Source organism: Lentzea sp. NPDC005914, from assembly GCF_040629405.1.
In the GTDB taxonomy this organism is placed as follows: Bacteria; Actinomycetota; Actinomycetes; order Mycobacteriales; family Pseudonocardiaceae; genus Lentzea.
Genome location: NZ_JBEXVQ010000005.1, coordinates 127568 through 145872 on the forward strand (window position 1 = coordinate 127568; position 18305 = coordinate 145872).

Genomic DNA, 18305 nt, shown 5'->3' on the forward strand with positions numbered 1-18305 from the left:
CCCAGCCTTCCCGCCCGGACGAGGGCCTCCCGGACTCCAGCCCCGGGAGGCCCTTTTTCGTGTGCGTGCGGCGGAAATCCCCTTCGGTTTCCCGCAGGCCATTTGTGCATCAGGCAATTCTGCGGACTTCCGTAGTGAAATCCCCAGTCCTCGCTCATAACGTCAGCGATGTTCGATCGCGACTCGAGGAGGACCGGGGTAATGGTCAACCCAACCGCCCCACGACTGGGTGTCGTGGTGCCGTCAGGAAATGCGGCGGTGGAACCGGAGATCGCCGCGCTGCTGTTCGGGCATGTGAACGTCCACGCGACCCGTTTCCCGTTGTTCACCGAGTTCGAACAACGGGAGCGGATCGCGAAGTACAACGAGGCGCTGGCTCCGGCGATCGCGTCGTTCGGACGGCTCGGCGCTCAGGCGATCGTCGCCGAGTGCAGCGGCTCGCACTACCTGCAGGGCCCGCAGCGCGAGCAGGAGTTCTGCGACGACCTCAGCGCGCGGTTCGGCGTCGAGGTCACCACGGTCACGCGGACCGTGCTCGCGGCGCTGGCGAGCATCGACGCCACCGAGGTGACGCTCGTGTCGCCGTACGCGCAGTGGCTCACCGATCTCTCGCAGGGCTACTGGGAGGCGGCGGGGATCAAGGTCCGCGACATCGTGAAGGTGCGGTCCAGCAAGGGTTTCTCACCTTACGACGTCACTACCGACGAGCTGGTCGAGCAGGTTCGCGCGGCTGACCGTCCTGCCGACGAGGTGCTGTTGATGACCGGCACCGGCATGTTCACGCTGGCAGCGCTGAAAGAGCTCAAGGCGGGCACCGAACGCACGATTCTCACCTCGAACCTCGCCACCGCGTGGTGGGCTCTGAGCAGGCTCGTGCCGGACGCCGTCGTGGACTGGCGGCTGGCGCCGTGATCGTTGTCGTTGGTGCCGGCCCTGTTGGTCTTACCGCCGCTCTGGTCCTGGCGCGGGCGGGTGTTCCGGTGACGGTGCTGGAACAGGGACCCGCGCTCGGCACCGCGTCGCGTGCTTCGACGTTCCACCCGGCGACGCTCGACCTGCTGGCCGGGCTCGGGGTGGCGGAGGAGTTCATCGCCCGCGGCCGCAAGGTGCACGACCTGCAGTGGCGCAGCCGCACGGGCGAGTTGCTGACGCGCATGGGCTACGACGCCATCGCGGATCGGACCGCGCACCCGTTCCGCCTGCACGCCGAGCAGACCGAGCTGACCCCGTTGCTGCTGAAGGAGATTCCGGACGTCCGCTGGGACACCTCGGTCGTCGGCGTCCGGCAGGATTCGGACGGTGTCGACCTGATCACGTCGAACGGCACTTTCCGCGCCTCCTATGTGATCGCCGCGGATGGCGCGCACAGCACGGTTCGCACCAAGCTCGGCCTGGACTTCCCCGGCGTCGAATATCCCACCTACGCCCTGCGCGTCATCACGACGACCGAGCTGGACCGGTTGCTGCCCGGCCTCTCGCCGATGACGTACTTCCGCGACCCGGTCCAGTCGTGCAGCGTGCTCGGCCTGCCGGACCACTGGCGGGTGATCCTCCGCCTGCCGCACCAGGCCGACGTTTCGGTGGAAGCGTTGCTGCACAAGGCGCTGCCGACACTGGCAGACCGGATCGAGGTGCGCGACGCGCACACGTACCGCACCTCGCGCCGCGTGATCGACAACTACAAGGTCGGACGAGTTCTCTTCGCGGGCGACGCGGCCCACCTCACGTCCACCGCCGGTGGCATGAACATGAACTGCGGCATCCACGACGCGGTTGATCTCGCCACCACTTTGTCCTTCGTGGTCAACGGCGACCACTCAAGCGCACTGCTCGACGAAGCCGCGCGACGCCGCCGGAACGTGGTCACCGACCACGTCATCCCGCGCAGCGAAGCACGTGTGTCCGGAGTGGACGGACAGACGGGCAGCGTCGACGCCGCGGTGCGTCAACTCGCCGCCACCGCAAGCGATCCAGCCGAAGCGGCGCAGTACCTCGTCCAGGCATCGATGCTCGACTCGGTGCCCCTACTCGAAGGATCCGCTGCCCCATGAAGATCTGGTTCCACAAGCACACCGTCGAAGGCCGCCTGCCGCTGCTCGACGAGTGGTACCGCAAGCACCTCGCCGAGGTCACCTCGCCCGGCACCGAGATCGTCATCAAGACGCTGCCGGAGAACACCTACGACACCGAGCTGCCGTTCGACCTCGTCAAGTTCGGCGCCTTGCAGATCCACTTCAACGCCCACTTCGCCCGTGGCGCGGTGGAAGCCGAACGTCAGGGCTTCGACGCGTGGGTGATCGCCGCCGGCCAGGACCCCGGTCTGCACGACGGCCGCGCTCAGACGTCCATCCCGACGCTGGGCTACGGCGAGACGAGCTTCTTCTACTCGGCGATGCTCGGCTACCGGTTCGGCGTCCTCGGCTTCATGCCGGCGTTGCGCGAGATCATCACCGAGAACATCGAGCGCTACGGCCTTTCGAGCCGGCTCGCCGCCTACGAACTGGTCGACGACGGTCACGAGGCCGTACGCCGGGCACTCGACGGCGACTTCGACCGGTTCGTCGAGGTGTTCGACGCGGCCGCGAAGAAGGCGGTGGCGGCCGGCGCCCAGGTGCTGATCCCCGGCGAGGGCATTCCCGCGGAGATCTTCTGGCACCTCGGCACCAAGGAGTTGCACGGCGTTCCGGTGATCGACCCGGCCGGACTTCTCGTGCGGCAGGCGGAACTCGCGGTGAACCTCCACCGCCTCGGCGTGGTCTCGCGCTCCACGGCGGGCTACTGGTTCCGCCGCCCCGGCGACGCGCTCACCGAGCACGTCGAGAACGTCTTCCTCGGAAAGGCCCTGTGATGTCTTCTCAGTTCCCCGTCGCGCGTCCCCGCCGTCTCCGTCGCACGCCCGCCCTGCGCCGGCTCACCACCGAGACCCGCCTGCACCCGAGCAACCTGATCCAGCCGCTGTTCCTGCGCGAGGGCATCGACCAGCCGCGCGAGATCAGCTCGATGCCCGGCGTCTACCAGCACACCCGCGAGTCGCTGCGCAAGGCGGCCGCGGAGGCCGTGAGCGCGGGCGTCGGCGGCCTGCTGCTGTTCGGCATCCCGGTGGAGAAGGACCCGCTGGGCCTCGGCGCGACCGACCCCGAGGGCATCCTGCAGGTGGCGTTGCGCGATGTCGTCGAGGAGGTCGGGGACGCGACCGTGGTCATCGGCGACGTGAACCTCGACGAGTACACCGACCACGGCCACACCGGCGTGCTCGGCCCGGACGGCGACGTCGACAACGACGCCAGCATCGAACGCCTCGCGGACATGGCTGTCGTGCAGGCGGAAGCGGGCGCGCACGTGATCGCGCCCAGCGCCATGATGGACGGTCAGGTCGGCAGGATCCGCGCGAAGCTCGACGCGGCCGGGTTCCAGCACGTGCCGATCATGGGTTACTCGGCCAAGTACGCCTCGGCGTTCTACGGCCCGTTCCGCGACGCCGTGGAGTCGTCGCTGAAGGGCAACCGCCGCGCGTACCAGCAGGTTCCCGGCAACATCCGCGAGTCGCTGCGCGAGGTCGACCTGGACCTGGCCGAGGGCGCGGACTTCGTGATGGTCAAGCCCGCGGGCGCCTACCTCGACATCGTCCGGCTGGTCGCCGAACACGTCGACGTTCCCGTTGCCGCGTACCAGGTCTCGGGTGAGTACTCGATGATCGAGGCCGCCGCCGCGAAGGGCTGGCTCGACCGCGACCAGGTCGTGCTGGAAAGCCTCAACTCCATCCGGCGCGCCGGTGCGTCGATCATCATCAGCTACTGGGCGACCGAGTTCGCCACACGTCTGGAGCGATGAGCGTGGGAGACGTCAAGCTGACCCTGCTGGGCATCAGCCACTCCTCGGCCCCGGTCGACGTGCTGGAACGCGTGGTGATCTCCGGCGAGGACCTGGACGCGGTGCTGGGCGAGATCAACTCGGCCGACGAGTTCGGTGCGGTCTACGCGCTCTCGACGTGCAACCGGATGGAGTTCTACGTCGAGAAGAGGGCCGAATCCGCTGCTTCCCTGTTGCGCTCGAAGCTGGTCGAGCGGCTCGGTCTGTCCTCAGAGGACGCCTCGCGGTTCCTCTACCAGCACGACGGCACGGACGCGGTGCGGCACCTGTACTCGGTGTCGAGCGGCCTGGAGTCGATCGTCATCGGCGAGGACCAGATCCTCGGTCAGGTGAAGGACGCGCTGGATCGGTCGCGCCGGCTCGGCACTGCCGGACCGTTGATCAACCAGCTGGTGCAGTCCGCGATCCGCGTCGGCAAGCGGGTGCGGACCGAGACCGACATCAACCGGGCCGGGCGTTCCCTGGCCACGGTGGGGCTTTCGGCGCTGGAGCACGTCGTCGGCGCGATGTCCGGGCGGCCCGCGCTGGTCGTCGGCGCGGGCGCGATGGCCGGTGTGGTCGTGGCGGCGTTGCGCGGCAGCGGGCTGGCGCGCATCGACGTGGCCAACCGGACGCCGGAGAAGGCCGCCCGGCTCGCGGAGACCACAGGGGGCAACGGATACGGGCTCGACGAGCTGCCGTCGCTGCTCGCTCAGGTCGATCTCGTCGTGACCTGCATCGGTGGCACCGGGGCGTTGCTGACCGCCGCAGACGCCGAGGAGGCCGTGCGGCATCGCGCCGGTTCGCCGTTGTTCCTGCTGGACCTGGCCCTGCCGCGCAACATCGCCGGTGACGTGGCCAAGGTCGACGGGGTGTCACTGGTCGACCTGGAGACGCTGGCGGGCAACGGCCCGGACGAGTCGGCACTGTCCAGTGTGGCCTCGGTGCGGTCGTTGATCGAGGGCGAGGTCGAGGCATTCCTCGCCGCGCAACGGGCCGCGAAGGTGGCGCCGGCGTTGGTGAAGCTGCGGACCGTGGCGTCGACCACCGCCGAGGCAGAGCTGGGCAGGTTGTTCCGGAAAGTGCCGGCGTTCGACGAGCAGCACCGCTCGGAGATCACGCTGTCGGTGCACCGGATCGTCGAGAAAGTGCTGCACGGGCCGACCGTGCGGGCTCGTGAGCTGGCGGGAGCCCCCGATGGCTCCCAGTACGTGGAAGTGCTGGGGAAGTTGTTCGACGTTCCCGGCGAACCGAGTGAGGTTGTCGCATGAGTGAGCTGTCCCTGTTGTGGAACGCCGAGTCCGTCGCGGTCATCGGCGCTACCGAACGCGAGGGCGCGCTGGGCCGCAAGCCCGTCGCGTACCTGCAGCGCTACGGCTATCCCGGCCGTGTGCTGCCGATCAACCCCAAGGGCGGCACCATCCTCGGGTACCAGGCGTACACGTCGGTGCTGGAGGCGCCGGGCCCGATCGACCTCGCGTTCATCGTGGTCTCCGCCGACCGCGTGCCCGCCGCCGTGGACGACTGCGTCGCCGCCGGGATCAAGGTCGCCATCATCGCGTCCTCCGGGTTCGCCGAGACCGGCGACGAGGGTGCCGCGCTGCAGGCCGAGACCGTGGCACGGGCCCGTGCCGGTGGGCTGCGGCTGATCGGGCCGAACTGCATCGGCGCGGTCGGCTTCGGCAACAAGGTGATGGCCACCTTCAGCCCGCTGTTCTCCGCTGAAGCCGTGGTGTCGCTGGAGCCGGGTGGGCTCGGGATCGTTTCGCAGAGCGGTGCTCTGGGCTTCGGGGCGGCGTCGCTGGGCATCGAACGCGGCATGCGTCCCGGCTGGGTGATCACCACCGGCAACGACGCCGACGTCTCCGCGCTGGAGGTGCTGGCGGAGTTGGCTCTCGAGCCTTCGTGCACCGGGCTCCTGGGGTACCTGGAGAACGTGCCGGACGTCGCCGCCTTGCGCTCGTTGGCGATCTCGGGCAAGCCGGTGGCGCTGCTGAAGTCCGGTCGCAGTGAGGAAGGCGGCCGCGCGGCCGCCTCGCACACCGGCGCGCTGGCGACGGACGACCGGGTGCTGGACGCGGCGCTGCGGCAGTTCGGGATCGTGCGGGCCGGGGACATCGACGAGCTGCTCGACGCCGGTGACGCCTTCACCTCGCCGCGCAGGCCGCAGGGCTCTCGCGTCGCGATCGTCACGACATCGGGTGGTTCGGGCATCCTCGCCGCGGACGACGTGGTGGCACAGGGTCTGGAGCTCACGCCGCTCAAGGACGAGACGCGGGCCGCGCTGGCGGAGATCATTCCCAGCTTCGGTTCTGCCAACAACCCCGTCGACATCACGGCAGCGGTGCTGAGCGACCCGTCGCTGTTCGACCGCTCGCTCGAGGTCATCGCCGCCGACGACACCGTCGACATGATCATCGGCTGCTTCTGCGTGATGACCGACGGCGACGTCGACAAGGCCGTGCGCGCGCTGGCGAAGGTGGCGGAGAAGTCGGGCAAGCCGGTGCTCGTGTCCCGCACCGGCGCGGACTTCCTCGCCCCGAACGCCCGCGCGACGCTGCGGGAGGCCGGCCTGCCGGACTACCCGTCGCCCGCTCGTGCCGTGCGTGCCGCGGCTGCTCTGTGGCACGTGAGCAAGCCGCGTTCGTCTGATGCGTTGGCGGGCTTGGGAGTCACTGCTCCCTCCGCCGAGCTGACCGAGCCGGAGCTGAAGGCGCTGCTGGCCGAGGCGGGGCTTTCCGTACCGGTGGGGCGGGTCGTCGCGTCGGCTTCCGAGGCCAAGGCCGTGGTGGACGAGGTCGGCGGGACCGCGGTGTTCAAGGCGGTCGTGCCCGGCCTGGTGCACAAGACCGACGTCGGCGCGGTGAAGGTCGGCGTGCTCTCCTCGGAGGCCGCTGACGCGTTCGACGAGCTGTCGGCGTTCGGTGGCGCGGTGCTGGTCGAGGAACTGGTCGGCGAGGGCGTCGAGCTGATCGTCGGCGTGCGCACGTCCGACCTCGGCCCGGTGCTGACGCTGGGTCTTGGCGGCATCTTCACCGAGGCGCTGGACGACGCGACCTCGCGACTGCTGCCTCTTGCCCCTGGTGACGCAGCGGCGATGGTCGGGGAGTTGCGCGGCAAGGCGTTGCTGGACGGCGCCCGTGGTCGTGCGGCGCCTGATGTCGGGTCGCTGGTGCGCACGCTGGAGACGGTGGCGGCGCTGGTGTCCGGTTGGGAGGGCGGGTTCGAGCTCGACCTCAACCCCGTTCGAGTGCTGGAGTCGGGGACCAAGATCCTCGATGCCGCTCACGTGATCGCGAAGGAAGCCTGATGACTCTGTCCATTGTGGATGTCGGCAAGCCCGCGGCGGCTCCCGAGTCGGAAGCGTTGTTCTCGCGCGCCCAGAAGATCGTGCCGGGCGGCGTGAACTCGCCGGTGCGGGCGTTCCGGGCGGTCGGTGGCACGCCGCGGTTCATGAAGAGCGGCAAGGGCGCGTACATCACCGACGCCGACGGCCGCGAGTACGTGGACCTGATCTGCTCGTGGGGTCCGATGATCCTCGGCCACGCCCACCCCGCGGTGCAGGAGGCGGTGTACGACGCGATCGGCCAGGGCACGTCGTTCGGCACGCCGACCCTGAACGAGGTCCTGCTGGCCGAGGAGATCGTGGCCCGCGTGGCACCGGTCGAGTCGGTGCGCCTGGTCAGCTCCGGCACCGAGGCGACGATGTCCGCGATCCGCCTGGCACGCGGCTTCACGGGCCGCACCAAGGTCATCAAGTTCGCGGGCTGCTACCACGGCCACGTCGACGCGCTGCTGGCCGCGGCGGGTTCGGGTGTCGCCACCTTCGCCCTGCCGGACACTCCCGGCGTCACAGGCGCGCAGGCCAGTGACACGATTGTGTTGCCGTACAACGACCTCGACGCCGTGCGCGCCGCGTTCGTCGAGAACCCGGACACCATCGCGTGCGTGATCACCGAGGCGTCGCCCGGCAACATGGGCGTCATCCCGCCCGCTCCCGGCTTCACGGCGGGGCTGCGCGAGCTGGCGTCCGCGTTCGGGGCGCTGCTGATCTCCGACGAGGTGATGACGGGATTCCGGCTCTCGCGCGCCGGCTGGTACGGCCGCGAGGGCGTCGCCGCGGACCTCTTCACCTTCGGAAAGGTGATGGGCGGCGGGTTCCCGGCGGCGGCGTTCGGCGGCCGCGCGGACGTGATGGCGCACCTCGCGCCGGCCGGCCCGGTCTACCAGGCGGGCACGTTGTCCGGGAATCCCGTTGCCACCGCGGCGGGTCTGGCAACGCTGCGGCACTGCACGCCCGAGGTGTACACGCACCTCGACGCCACGGCCGCGGTCGTCGGCGGGATGATCTCGGACGCGCTCGTCCGTGAGGGTGTCGAGCATCAGGTGCAGCACAGCGGGAACATGTTCTCGGTGTTCTTCGCCGCCGAGCCGGTCACCGACTTCGAGGAGGCCAAGGCCAGCGAGACGTTCCGGTACAACGCGTTCTTCCACGCGATGCTGAACCAGGGCGTCTACCTGCCGCCGTCGGCTCTGGAGTCGTGGTTCCTGTCCGCCGCGCACGACGACGCGGTGCTGGACCGGATCGCCTCGGCCCTGCCGCTGGCCGCGAAGGCCGCTGCTTCGGCCTGACAGCACGAAAAGAGGGGGATGCCTGCCCGGCATCCCCCTCTTTTCGACGTTTCAGACCTTGGCGGTGACGTCCACGTCGATGTTGCCGCGGGTGGCCTTGGAGTACGGGCACCGTGCGTGTGCCTGCCCGACCAGGTCGTCGGCCTGCTCCTGGGTCAGGCCAGGCAGGGTCGCGACGATGCGTGCGCCCAGGTGGTAGCCGTCGTCACCCTTCACCAGGTCCACCGACACCGTGACGGTGCTGTCGGTGAGGTCGGCTTTGGCGTTGCGCGCGACCAGCCGCAGCGCCGAGTGGAAGCACGCACCCCACCCGGCCGCGAAGAGCTGCTCGGGGTTGGTGCCCTCACCGCTGCCGCCGACCTCCTTGGGGCTCGTCAGTTTCAGGTCGAGCACGCCGTCGGCCGATGTCGCCGCACCCTGCCGTCCGTCGCCGCTCGAAGTGACGTCGGCCGTGTACACCACAGACATTTCGCTCCTCAGGTCGTTTTGGCGCCGAAGCTAAAGGGCTTTCCAGGGCCGAGTCACTACGGGACCTCGTAGCGACTTCGCGTGCCCGCGCGGGAAGGGTGGGCAGCGTTGCCGTCAAGGTTTGGAGGAGCTGTGCCGGGTCCGTTGGAAGGCGTGCGGGTGCTGGAGTTCGGGGGATCGGTGGCCGGGGCGTTCGCCGCGACCGTGCTCGCCGACCTCGGCGCGGACGTGCTGCGCATCGACCGGGCGGCCCAGGTCTCGCCGGTGGCGTCCCCTGATCCGCTGGGGCGTGGCCGTCGTTCCGTTGCCGTGGACCTGAAGCACGCCGACGGTCCGTCGGTCGTGCTGGATCTGGTGGCACAGGCCGACGTCGTCGTCGAGGGTGGACGGCCGGGCAGCGCGGAGAAGCTCGGCATCGGCCCCGAGGTGTGCCTGCGGCGCAACCCGAAGCTGGTCTACGGCCGCGTCACGGGCTGGGGCCAGGACGGTCCGCTGGCCCGGCGCGCCGGCCACGACATCACGTTCCTGGGCGTCACGGGCGCGCTGTCCGTGCCCGGCCAGATCCCTGCCACGCCACCGCCCTACTACCTGTCGAGTTTCGCGGGCGGCGCGCTGCAGCTCGTCATCGGCATCCAGGCGGCACTGCTGGAACGCGCGCGCTCCGGTCAGGGCCAGGTGATCGACGCGGCGATGGTCGAGGGCACCGCGCTGCTGTCCGTGCTGATCGACCAGTGGCGCAACACTCCCGGCCGAGTCACTGTCGTCGACGCGCCGTTCTACACGACCTACGAGTGCGCGGACGGCCGGTTCCTGTCGGTCGGCGCGGTCGAGTCGCACTTCTACCGCGAACTGCTGGAGAAGCTGGACCTGGCCGAGATCGCGTTGCCGGACCAGTACGACGAGTCCGGCTGGCCGCTGCTGTCCGTGAAGATCGGCGAGGCCTTCCTCTCCCGCGACAGCACGGAGTGGGAGAAGATCTTCGCCGACTCGGATGCCTGCGTGGCACCGGTTCTGGCACCTGCGGAGGTCGCCGACCACCCGCATCTGCAGGCTCGCGGCTCGTTCGTCGACGTCGGTGGCCAGCACCAGCCCCGGCCCGCACCGCGCTTCTCCCGTTCGGAGACGGCGGTTCCGGCACCGGCGCCGGCGGTGGGGCAGCACTCGCTGGAGGCGTTGAAGGACTGGGGAGTGGACGGATGGTCGGACAGCACGGCGATCCGAACCGCCTGATGCGCCGAGTCCTCCCACTCCTGCCCGGCATGGTGGCGCTGGGCCTGGACGCGTACGTCGTCGCCGGCGTGCTGCCCGAGCTCAGCGCCTCCCTGAACCAGCCGGTCCCCGCGGTCGGTCAGCTCGTCACCGTTTTCACGCTGTCCTACGCACTTCTCTCGCCGATCGCCGCAACCCTGTTGACCGGCAAACCGATGCGCGTCGTCCTGCTGTCCGCGCTGGCCGTCTTCACCCTCGGCAACGTCCTGAGCGCACTCGCCACCTCGTTGGCGTTCTTGTTGCTGTCACGGGTGATCGCGGGCTTCGGCGCGGGCCTCTACTCGCCGATGTCCGCCGCCACCGCAGCCGCGCTGGTCACGCCGGAACGTCGCGGCCGAGCGCTGGCGTTGATCACCATCGGCCTGAGCTCCGGCACCGTCGCGGGCGTCCCGCTGGGCCTGCTGCTGGCCTCGCACATCGGCTGGCGCGGCACGTTCTGGCTCGTCACCGCTCTAGGGGTGGTGGCGATGATCGGGGTGGCGGTGTCGTTGCCCGCCATCCCGCCCGCCGCCCCGCCGTCGTTGAGGGCCCGGCTTGGGGTCCTGGCCGACCGCCGCGTCCTGTCGATCGTGCTGGTGACCGTCTTCTCGACCCTGACCAGCCTCGGCACCTACACCTACATCGCCCCGATCCTGAACCGCGGCAACGTGACGATCTACCTGGTCGTCTGGGGCGTCGGCGGGCTCGTCGGCAACCTCCTGGCGGGCGCGGTGATCGACCGCTGGCGCGACACCCGGACGTTGATGGGCGTCCTGCTCACCGTGATGGGCGTGAGTCTCGCGTTGCTGCCCGTCGGCCCGCCCGGTCTGCTGGTCTTCCTGTGGGGCGCGAGCGCGTGGAGCTGCCCTGCCACCCAGCAGCACCGCGTGATGGCCGCACGGCCGTCGGAGGGCCCGGTCGCGGTGTCGCTCAACGCCTCCGCCATCTACCTCGGCTCGTCGCTGGGGGCGGGGCTGGGCGGCATGGTGCTCGCCGGTGGGGGAGCGCCGGCGTCCCTGGCGTACGTGTTCGGCGGCCTGGCGGTGTTCGCGGCGGTGCTGAACCACCTGATCACCGCCAGGCCGGTGCTCAGCAGCGCTTGACCCGCACGGCGCCGCGGCTCGACTCGACGATCGCGAAGTTCAGCCGGTCCGGATCCGCGGACCCGAGGTTCACCCGCACCTCGGCGTTGATGTTGATGTTGCGCGGCGACCCGCACGGCGACCACTGGATCTGCGAGACGTCCGGGCGGTAGTGCGTCTCCCAGTCGTCGCTGAACGGCCCGGTGAACGGGTGGTTCACGTACTCGGTCTGCGACATGCCCTGCAGGTAGGTGTTCACCCGGTGCAGGGCGGTCGCGCCCTCCTGCAGGTGGGTGTAGCCCGAGTACGAGGTCCACGCCAGGGCGTAGGTCCAGCCGTCCGGCACGTTCACGCGCAGGTTGACCTGGCAGTTCTTCCGCATGTCGAGCGGGGAGGAGCCGCCGCCCGCCCGCGCGAGGAACTCGTGGTAGCCGATTGTGAAGGTTCTGCCGTTGGTCTGGACGTCCGCGTCACCGGCCCTGCAGCCGGATCCGTTGACCGTGACGACCTCGAGGACGGGTGCGGGCTCTTCCGCGGTGTCGGTGGGAACGAGGGCGGATAGGGCTACTAGTGCTGCCGCTGCCATGTTCAGCATGAGGAACCTCTCCAGGGAGTCGCTGGCGGCGGCACTCGACGTTAGCGCCTACCACCTGACGTTTCCCTGACGATTCCGCAAGGCGACTCACGGTTTGAACGGCAGGACTTCCTCCTCGACACCGGGCCGCACGATGACGCAAGTCGACTCCGGCACCTCCTGCCACGCGCCCACCAGGTCGCCCAGCGGTTCGGACACGACGAGCCGCGAGTCGTCGGCCAGGTCGTGCAGCGCGGGGTTGTCCGGGTACTGGCGCCGCAATGTGGTCACGTCGGTGCTGTGGAACAGGGTCCGCGACTTGCCGCGGCTCGAGTACCGGAACGCCCAGGTGGTGGAGCCGTCGGTGGTCGCGACGGTCATCTGGATCGGGTACTCGACGCCCGCCCGCCTGCCGACGTCCTCGACGAACTCGACCATGCGCGCCATCGCGGCGGGCGGGTCCTGCTCGAGGCCGAAGCTGACCGCGAGGTAGAACATGACCTCGGAGTCCGTCGAGCCCTCGATCAGCGGGAACAGCACCGGGTCGATGGCCAGCATCAGCTCGCGGCGCACCAGCGAGTACTTCGGGATGAGCCCGTTGTGCATCCACAGCCAGTTCTTCCAGCGGAACGGGTGGCAGTTCGAGCGCTGCACCGCACCGCCGGTGGACGCCCGCACGTGCGCGAAGACCCGGTCGACGGTGATCTGCGCGGACAGTTCGCGCAGGTTCCGGTCGTTCCACGCGGGCTCGGTGCTCAGGAACAGCCCGGGCGTGCTCGTGCTGCCGTACCAGCCGATGCCGAACCCGTCCCCGTTCACCGCCGTCGCGCCCAGCCGGGCGTGCTTCGACTGCATGACCAGCGAGTTCTCCGGCGCGTAGAGCAGTTCCTCCAACAGCACCGGCGAACCGGAATACGCGAGCCACCGGCACATCTCGGACCTCCCTTCGCCCAGCGCTCCATGGGAACACGGACCCCTCGGCAAATGCGAGGTTTGCGGCGGTGAGCCTTTCTCAGGCAGCATGCTTGGTGTGACGGTTCCCCCCGGCGTGCGGCACCCGGCCTACCAGCAGCATTTCGAGACGATCGAAACGCGCGCGCCGGAGATGCCGGTCGAGGTGGGCGACACCGTCGACCTGGCAGCGCCGCGCCGGGAACGCGAGGAACGCCAGGACATCGCCGTGATCGGCCCGATCGCCGCCCTCGTCCTCGCCCTGACGATCTCCACGCTGATCCTGGAGCACCCCGCCGCCCGCGCCGTGGCGGCAGGGCTCGCGACGGTCGGCCTGGTCGTCGCCGTGGTCCTCATGCTGCTGGGCAAGCGGCCGGAGCCGGCCAAGCACGTCATTCCCGGCCGCCACCGCATGGACCGCTGATCCGGGTCTAGAACTCGGGCGGCGTGGTGCTGGTGAGGCGGGGGTCCGGTTGACCGCCGGACATCGCGAGCACGCCCCGCAGCACCTGCAGCAGCTTCCGCAGCCCACTCGGCCTCTTCCGGTCGATCCCGGAGATCACCTGCTTCAGCACCGACAGCTGGTCGAAGTAGATCCGCTCGGTGACCAGGTTCTCGTCCTCGTCGAAGATGAAGTACGCGTTCATCCGCGTCCGATGCTTTCCGCCGGTGGCCGGGATCTTGCCCAGCGGCCCGAGGTGTGTGCCCAGCAGCCAGAACTCCACGATCACGGCGTCGACGCTGTGCCGGAACGAGATCAGCTCGTGGTGCTGGTCGGGGAACGCCACGCGCGTGTCGGTGTAGTACTGCCGGACCGCGCTGTCGCCGTCGTGGACGACCATCTGCGCGATGATCTCGTAGTGGGGGTGCGGGAACGTCGAGAGAGTGGCGTCCCAGTCGTGCGCCACCTCGTCGCGGAAGTGGTCGAGCACGAGCTTCTCGCGGGCGCGCAGGACGTCCTCGGGCGGCAGGACGAAACGGGACGGCATCGGCGCTCCTTTACCCACGGTGTGGATTAAACGCTAAACCCACACCGTGGGCATCCGCAAGGCACACTGGACAGGTGACGGAAACCCGCCGGGGCCGCCCCCGGACGCCGCTGCTGTCCCGCGAGACGATCGTCGAGGCCACGCTGAAGGTCATCGACGCCGAGGGCATCGCCGCGGTCGGCATGCGGTCGGTCGCGCGGGCCCTGGGCGTGGACGCGAAGAGCCTCTACAACCACGTCGACGGCAAGGACGGCCTGCTCGACGCCGTCACCGAGCACCTGCTGGGCGGTCTCGTGCTGCCCGAACGCACGGGCAACCCGAGAACGGACCTGCGCGCCATCGCCGGCAGCTTCCGCGATCAAGCCCTCAAGCACCCGCAGGCCGCGCCGCTCGTGCTCACCCGCCAGTTGGCGTCGGCGCGGGCCCTCGCACCCGTCAACGCGGTGCTGACGGTGCTGCGAGACGCGGGCGCGGGCATCGAAGAGGCCGTGCACATGCTGCGGATGTTGCTCGCCACGTTGATCGGCACCCTGCTGCGCGAGGTGTCGGCGGCCCCGGCGTTCGGGAACAACGACCGCGAGGACACGCTCACCACCAGTGGACTGCCCGCGCTGGCCGAAGCCGCCCCGCACCTCGCCCGGTTCGACCGCCAGGCCGAGTACGAGTACACAGTGGACCTCGCGGTCACCGCCGTGCTGCAGCGCATTGATCTTCGGGGCAGACTCGCTCCGTGAACTTCCGGCGGTGGCCCGTGGTCGCGGCAGCAGGGTTCGTCCTCCCCACGCCCGCCCTGGCCGGCTGGTGGCTCCAAATCCGCGGGATTCCTCAAGCCCTGTACCGGACCGAGTCGCAAAGGCCGGGTCGTGGTCTGGGCGCTGGTCGCTGCGGCCACGATGGCCCTTGGACTGGTCTTGTGAGGCTTTCCGCTGACCAGGGAAGCGTTGAACGCCGACGAGTGGGTGATCTACCTCGGTGCGGGAACGTTCGCCACCGCGGGGTCGCTCATCGCCGCGCTCACCTTCCTCGCGTGCTGGCGCAGGATCGAATGACAACCAGTTGATCTCCCGCGCGTCCTGGTCAGTGGAGAGGTTTCCAAAGGAGGGGACAGGACGTTGAGTGTTAACCGACGTGCGGTGCTGGCACTGGGCGCCGGCGCGGCGCTGGCCGTGGCCGTGCCCGCCCAGGCACAGGCCGCACCGCTCACCGACAAGTTGCGCGACCTCGAGCAGCAGCACAACGCGCGCCTCGGCGTGTTCGCCACCGACACGGGCACCGGCCGCACGGTGCTGCACAGGGCAGACGAGCTCTTCCCGATGTGTTCGACGTTCAAGACCATCGCGGCCGCGGCGATCCTGCGTCGTGACCACGACGGATCGTTGCTGGGCAAGGTGATCCGCTACACGCAGGACGACGTCACCAAGTCCGGCTACGGGCCGATCACCGGCAAGCCCGAGAACCTCGCGAACGGCATGACCGTGAAAAGCCTGTGCGAGGCGGCCATCACCTACAGCGACAACTGCGCGGCCAACCTGCTGCTCAAGGAGCTCGGCGGCCCCACGGCGATCAGCCGCTTCAGCCGGTCGATCGGCGACCCGGTCACGCGTCTCGACCGCTGGGAGCCGGAGCTCAACACGGCGGAACCGGGCCGCGTCACCGATACCACGTCACCGCGCGCCATCGGCCAGAGCTACGCGCGGCTCACGCTGGGCCACGCGCTCAACCGTCAGGACGCGGACCAGCTCACGAACTGGTTGCTGGCCAACACGACCGGCGGCAAGCGGATCCGCGCCGGGCTCCCGGCGGCGTGGCGCTGGGGCGACAAGACGGGCTCCGGCAAGTACAGCACCACCAACGACGTCGGCATCGCGTTCCCGCCCGGCCGCGCGCCGATCGTGATCGCCGTGCTGTCGACGAAGAAGGACACCCCGGACGGCGGGGCCGACGAGCCGCTGGTGGCCAGGACGGCCGAGTTGGTGGCGTCCTCGTTCAGCTGAAACCTCAACGCTCATGCGTCCCGTCTGGTCAGATGGGGCGCATGAGCACCTGGGGGAAAGCAGTAGTGCTCGCGTTCGCGCTGGTCGCCACGCTCGTGGCACCAGCGCACGCGAGCAACCAGATCACGGTGTCCGCCGCCGAGGTGACGCTGGCGCCCGGCAAGAACTCGGCGTCCGTCGACGTCAGCTGGCACACCGACGGCAACCAGGCGGTCCAGATCTGGATCCGCGAGACCGGCAAGGCCGCCAAGCTGTGGCGGCAGGACGTCAACGGCAGCGCGCCCTGGCCGTACCTCTACGCCGGCACCACGACGACGTTCGAACTGCGCGGCGGCCCGAACTTCGCCACCGTCCTCGGCACCACGAGCAGCAGAGCGAAGTCGCCGGGCCAGCTCAGCGCCAGCCGCACGCACCTCGCGCTCGCCCCCGGAACCACCGGCGAGATCGACCTCAGCTGGGCCACGACGGTGAGCGACGCCCAGGTATGGGTGTCGCACAACGAAAGCCCGCAGAAGTTGTACACGCAGGGCCCGTCCGGCACCGGTCACATCACCTGGATCAGCCGCGGCACCACCGTGTTCACGCTCTGGTCCGGCACCGCGCAGGAACACCTCCTCGACACCCTCGTCGTCACCGCCGACTCCGGTGCCACAGCAGCGTTCGACCGGCCCGCGGTGAAGGCCGGCGACACCGCAATCGTGCGCTGGCAAGGAGGCGAGGCGCGGCTGGTCAACGACGACGGCACCGAGACCGTGCTCAGCGGAGGATCGGCCGCGATCAGCACGCAGGGCGCGGACCGCAAGGTCGTGAAGATCTACGAAGGCGCCCAGGTCGTCACGCACGCGAGCCTCACGATCCTGAAGGACGACCGCGGCTGGGTGGGCTTCAACTACCTGCCGGAGCACGAGAAGCGCTACCAGGAGTACCTGGAGGACACGACCTGGCCGCAGGTGCGCGACCAGGTCGCGCACGACTTCGACGTGATGGCGTCGGCCGGCGGCACTGTCGCCAGGATCGTGCTGTGGCCGGAGAAGAGCACCAACGCGGCGGCCCAGGCGCGCAACCTCGCCGACCTGGGGGCCATCGCGAAGCAGCGCGGCATCCGGCTCGTCGTCGCGTTCGCCAACAGCTGGCTCACCAACCCGAACTGGCAGAGCGACCGCACGAAGTGGGCCGAGTTCGCCCTCACCAGCGCGGACTGGATGAACACCTACATCACCGCCCTCGAACCCGGCGGCTCGGTGCTCTACTACGACCTGCAGAACGAGACATCCGGTGTGCGCGGCAACCAGCCGAACATCCAAAGCGCTTACGTGGCAATGGTTTACGACCGCACGGCGGCGCCGAGAGGCAAGCGCGGTGTCTCGGTGATGCACGCGTCGACGGACGGTGCGGACCTCGCCGAAGCGTTGGCAGGCAAGCAGATGGACTTCGTGGACGTCCACGGCTACGGCAACCTCGATCTGCTCGACGGCGCGGTACGCGGTCTGCGGCAGAAGTTCCCGGCGGCCACGGTGATCGTCGGCGAGTTCGGCAAGAGCGCCCCGGACGCGCAGAAGGAACGCGACCAGGCCGACCACGCCAGGCAGACGCTGCAGACGACGAGCAGCCTCGGCGTGCCGGTCACGCTGGCCTGGGAGCTTTACGACGACCCGCGCACGCCACCGCACCCGAACAGCATCGCCTTCGGCTATCTCACCAAGGACCGCGCCAAGCCGGCGTTCGGCGTGCTGTGCTCGCGCTGGAGCCTCGTCGCGGACTGCGGCACCCTCCGCGAAGCCACGTCACCGCAGCCGGCGACCCTCGAGGTGACGGCGAACATCCCAGTACAGCAAGGAATTCTCACGCCGAACGCGATCCTGCGCGGAAACGGCACGGCCCACTTGGTGATCACCGAACTCGACACGGCCGGCCGGGAGGTCGCCATCACGAGAACCGAGCCGGTCGACATCGGTGCCACGGGGCTCAACTACCTGCGGCACAAGCAATCGGACGTGCGTCTGCACGCTGAGACCACATCCGTGCGGATCGTGGTACGGGCGGAAAGCTCGACGCTGCTTCAGGTCGACGCGCTGTCCGCGGCCGTCAGGTGATCGGCACCCAGAGCTCGACCACCGTGTGGCGGCGGTAGAACTCGACGAGCGGCCTGGAGGAGTCCCACGGCCCCACGGCTTTGAGCTCCTCCATGGCCGGCCCGATCCGCCCGTACAGCTCCGGCGGCTCACCCTCCAGCACCACCCGCCGGTACCTGCCCCCGGGCAGCACCCCGACGGTCAGGTCGTACGAGTCGCCGGGCTTGCGCGGCGTGCACACGGTGTAGGTGCCCGCCGTCTCGTCGATGCGCGCGAACATCTTGCGCCCCTTGAGGCCCACGAGGTCCTCGAACCAACGCCACGCCTCGCTCATCGCGGTGAGCTCGTCGGCGACGGTGTGTTCGAGCACCTCGACATCGTCGCGGTCGATCAGCTCGGCCATCTGCGATCCCCCTTTTCATCGAACGCTAGTCGAACGCGAATTC

General features: G+C 69.5%; 18 protein-coding genes. 13 read left to right on the forward strand and 5 right to left on the reverse strand.

Features of this window, described 5'->3' with window-relative positions; all coding sequences use genetic code 11:
• The first annotated feature begins 201 nt into the window (after nucleotides 1-201).
• From ABZ345_RS09230 to hemL, 7 genes are read left to right on the forward strand one after another with little or no spacing between them, the layout of a single operon-like run.
• Nucleotides 202-912 (forward strand): hypothetical protein, encoded by a 711-nt coding sequence (locus tag ABZ345_RS09230; protein WP_359844645.1) that lies wholly within the window; start codon nucleotides 202-204, stop codon nucleotides 910-912.
• Nucleotides 909-2051, forward strand: coding sequence for an FAD-dependent oxidoreductase (locus ABZ345_RS09235; RefSeq protein WP_359844647.1), 1143 nt, complete (start codon nucleotides 909-911; stop codon nucleotides 2049-2051). The genes ABZ345_RS09230 and ABZ345_RS09235 overlap by 4 nt, the downstream gene beginning before the upstream one ends.
• A complete protein-coding gene (locus ABZ345_RS09240) occupies nucleotides 2048-2848 on the forward strand; it encodes an aspartate/glutamate racemase family protein (protein ID WP_359844649.1) in 801 nt (266 codons plus the stop codon). The genes ABZ345_RS09235 and ABZ345_RS09240 overlap by 4 nt, the downstream gene beginning before the upstream one ends.
• Nucleotides 2848-3831 carry a porphobilinogen synthase gene (gene hemB, locus ABZ345_RS09245; protein ID WP_359844651.1) on the forward strand — a complete coding sequence of 328 codons (984 nt, stop codon included), beginning with the start codon at nucleotides 2848-2850 and terminating at the stop codon, nucleotides 3829-3831. The genes ABZ345_RS09240 and hemB overlap by 1 nt, the downstream gene beginning before the upstream one ends.
• A complete protein-coding gene (gene hemA, locus ABZ345_RS09250) occupies nucleotides 3828-5120 on the forward strand; it encodes a glutamyl-tRNA reductase (protein WP_359844653.1) in 1293 nt (430 codons plus the stop codon). Before hemB ends, hemA begins: the two co-directional genes overlap by 4 nt.
• Nucleotides 5117-7159: an acetate--CoA ligase family protein gene (locus ABZ345_RS09255; protein ID WP_359844655.1), complete on the forward strand. Its 2043-nt coding sequence runs from the start codon at nucleotides 5117-5119 to the stop codon at nucleotides 7157-7159. Before hemA ends, ABZ345_RS09255 begins: the two co-directional genes overlap by 4 nt.
• Nucleotides 7159-8481, forward strand: coding sequence for a glutamate-1-semialdehyde 2,1-aminomutase (gene hemL, locus ABZ345_RS09260; protein WP_359844657.1), 1323 nt, complete (start codon nucleotides 7159-7161; stop codon nucleotides 8479-8481). Before ABZ345_RS09255 ends, hemL begins: the two co-directional genes overlap by 1 nt.
• Nucleotides 8482-8532: 51 nt before the next feature.
• Here hemL and ABZ345_RS09265 read toward each other — a convergent pair whose 3' ends face one another.
• Nucleotides 8533-8949, reverse strand: coding sequence for an organic hydroperoxide resistance protein (locus ABZ345_RS09265; protein ID WP_359844659.1), 417 nt, complete (start codon nucleotides 8947-8949; stop codon nucleotides 8533-8535).
• 132 nt (nucleotides 8950-9081) lie between these two features.
• Between ABZ345_RS09265 and ABZ345_RS09270 the strand changes: the two genes are divergently transcribed.
• A complete protein-coding gene (locus ABZ345_RS09270) occupies nucleotides 9082-10179 on the forward strand; it encodes a CaiB/BaiF CoA-transferase family protein (protein ID WP_359844661.1) in 1098 nt (365 codons plus the stop codon).
• On the forward strand, nucleotides 10146-11300 hold the full coding sequence (locus ABZ345_RS09275) for an MFS transporter (protein ID WP_359844663.1): 1155 nt from the start codon (nucleotides 10146-10148) through the stop codon (nucleotides 11298-11300). Before ABZ345_RS09270 ends, ABZ345_RS09275 begins: the two co-directional genes overlap by 34 nt.
• On the opposite strand, the gene ABZ345_RS09280 is transcribed toward ABZ345_RS09275, so the two are convergent.
• Complete coding sequence (locus tag ABZ345_RS09280) at nucleotides 11287-11874, reverse strand: DUF4360 domain-containing protein (protein ID WP_359844665.1); 588 nt, start codon at nucleotides 11872-11874, stop codon at nucleotides 11287-11289. The genes ABZ345_RS09275 and ABZ345_RS09280 overlap by 14 nt on opposite strands.
• A gap of 87 nt (nucleotides 11875-11961) precedes the next feature.
• Nucleotides 11962-12786, reverse strand: coding sequence for a class II glutamine amidotransferase (locus tag ABZ345_RS09285; protein WP_359844667.1), 825 nt, complete (start codon nucleotides 12784-12786; stop codon nucleotides 11962-11964).
• Nucleotides 12787-12883: 97 nt separating this feature from the next.
• Between ABZ345_RS09285 and ABZ345_RS09290 the strand changes: the two genes are divergently transcribed.
• Nucleotides 12884-13228, forward strand: coding sequence for a hypothetical protein (locus ABZ345_RS09290; RefSeq protein WP_359844669.1), 345 nt, complete (start codon nucleotides 12884-12886; stop codon nucleotides 13226-13228).
• A gap of 7 nt (nucleotides 13229-13235) precedes the next feature.
• Here the strand turns inward: ABZ345_RS09290 and ABZ345_RS09295 are convergent, their stop codons facing one another.
• Complete coding sequence (locus ABZ345_RS09295) at nucleotides 13236-13793, reverse strand: ester cyclase (protein WP_359844671.1); 558 nt, start codon at nucleotides 13791-13793, stop codon at nucleotides 13236-13238.
• Nucleotides 13794-13867: 74 nt separating this feature from the next.
• Here ABZ345_RS09295 and ABZ345_RS09300 point away from each other — a divergent pair, with 74 nt between their 5' ends.
• From ABZ345_RS09300 to ABZ345_RS09310, 3 genes are all read left to right on the forward strand, one after another.
• Complete coding sequence (locus ABZ345_RS09300; RefSeq protein WP_359844673.1) at nucleotides 13868-14527, forward strand: TetR family transcriptional regulator; 660 nt, start codon at nucleotides 13868-13870, stop codon at nucleotides 14525-14527.
• A gap of 378 nt (nucleotides 14528-14905) precedes the next feature.
• A complete protein-coding gene (bla, locus tag ABZ345_RS09305; RefSeq protein ID WP_359844674.1) occupies nucleotides 14906-15787 on the forward strand; it encodes a class A beta-lactamase in 882 nt (293 codons plus the stop codon).
• A gap of 41 nt (nucleotides 15788-15828) precedes the next feature.
• Nucleotides 15829-17880, forward strand: coding sequence for a hypothetical protein (locus ABZ345_RS09310; protein ID WP_359844676.1), 2052 nt, complete (start codon nucleotides 15829-15831; stop codon nucleotides 17878-17880).
• On the opposite strand, the gene ABZ345_RS09315 is transcribed toward ABZ345_RS09310, so the two are convergent.
• A complete protein-coding gene (locus ABZ345_RS09315; protein WP_359844678.1) occupies nucleotides 17873-18262 on the reverse strand; it encodes a GyrI-like domain-containing protein in 390 nt (129 codons plus the stop codon). The genes ABZ345_RS09310 and ABZ345_RS09315 overlap by 8 nt on opposite strands.
• Nucleotides 18263-18305 lie beyond the last annotated feature (43 nt).

Excerpts from the sequence above, each read along its gene's own strand:
- hemB (WP_359844651.1), top strand. The coding sequence starts at position 2,848 with ATGTCTTCTCAGTTCCCCGTCGCGCGTCCCCGCCGTCTCCGTCGCACG.
- ABZ345_RS09240 (WP_359844649.1), top strand. The coding sequence starts at position 2,048 with ATGAAGATCTGGTTCCACAAGCACACCGTCGAAGGCCGCCTGCCGCTG.
- ABZ345_RS09255 (WP_359844655.1), top strand. The coding sequence starts at position 5,117 with ATGAGTGAGCTGTCCCTGTTGTGGAACGCCGAGTCCGTCGCGGTCATC.
- ABZ345_RS09230 (WP_359844645.1), top strand. The coding sequence starts at position 202 with ATGGTCAACCCAACCGCCCCACGACTGGGTGTCGTGGTGCCGTCAGGA.
- ABZ345_RS09295 (WP_359844671.1), bottom strand. The coding sequence starts at position 13,793 with ATGCCGTCCCGTTTCGTCCTGCCGCCCGAGGACGTCCTGCGCGCCCGC.
- ABZ345_RS09280 (WP_359844665.1), bottom strand. The coding sequence starts at position 11,874 with ATGCTGAACATGGCAGCGGCAGCACTAGTAGCCCTATCCGCCCTCGTT.
- ABZ345_RS09315 (WP_359844678.1), bottom strand. The coding sequence starts at position 18,262 with ATGGCCGAGCTGATCGACCGCGACGATGTCGAGGTGCTCGAACACACC.
- ABZ345_RS09310 (WP_359844676.1), top strand. The coding sequence starts at position 15,829 with ATGAGCACCTGGGGGAAAGCAGTAGTGCTCGCGTTCGCGCTGGTCGCC.
- hemL (WP_359844657.1), top strand. The coding sequence starts at position 7,159 with ATGACTCTGTCCATTGTGGATGTCGGCAAGCCCGCGGCGGCTCCCGAG.
- hemA (WP_359844653.1), top strand. The coding sequence starts at position 3,828 with ATGAGCGTGGGAGACGTCAAGCTGACCCTGCTGGGCATCAGCCACTCC.
- ABZ345_RS09275 (WP_359844663.1), top strand. The coding sequence starts at position 10,146 with ATGGTCGGACAGCACGGCGATCCGAACCGCCTGATGCGCCGAGTCCTC.
- ABZ345_RS09265 (WP_359844659.1), bottom strand. The coding sequence starts at position 8,949 with ATGTCTGTGGTGTACACGGCCGACGTCACTTCGAGCGGCGACGGACGG.
- ABZ345_RS09285 (WP_359844667.1), bottom strand. The coding sequence starts at position 12,786 with ATGTGCCGGTGGCTCGCGTATTCCGGTTCGCCGGTGCTGTTGGAGGAA.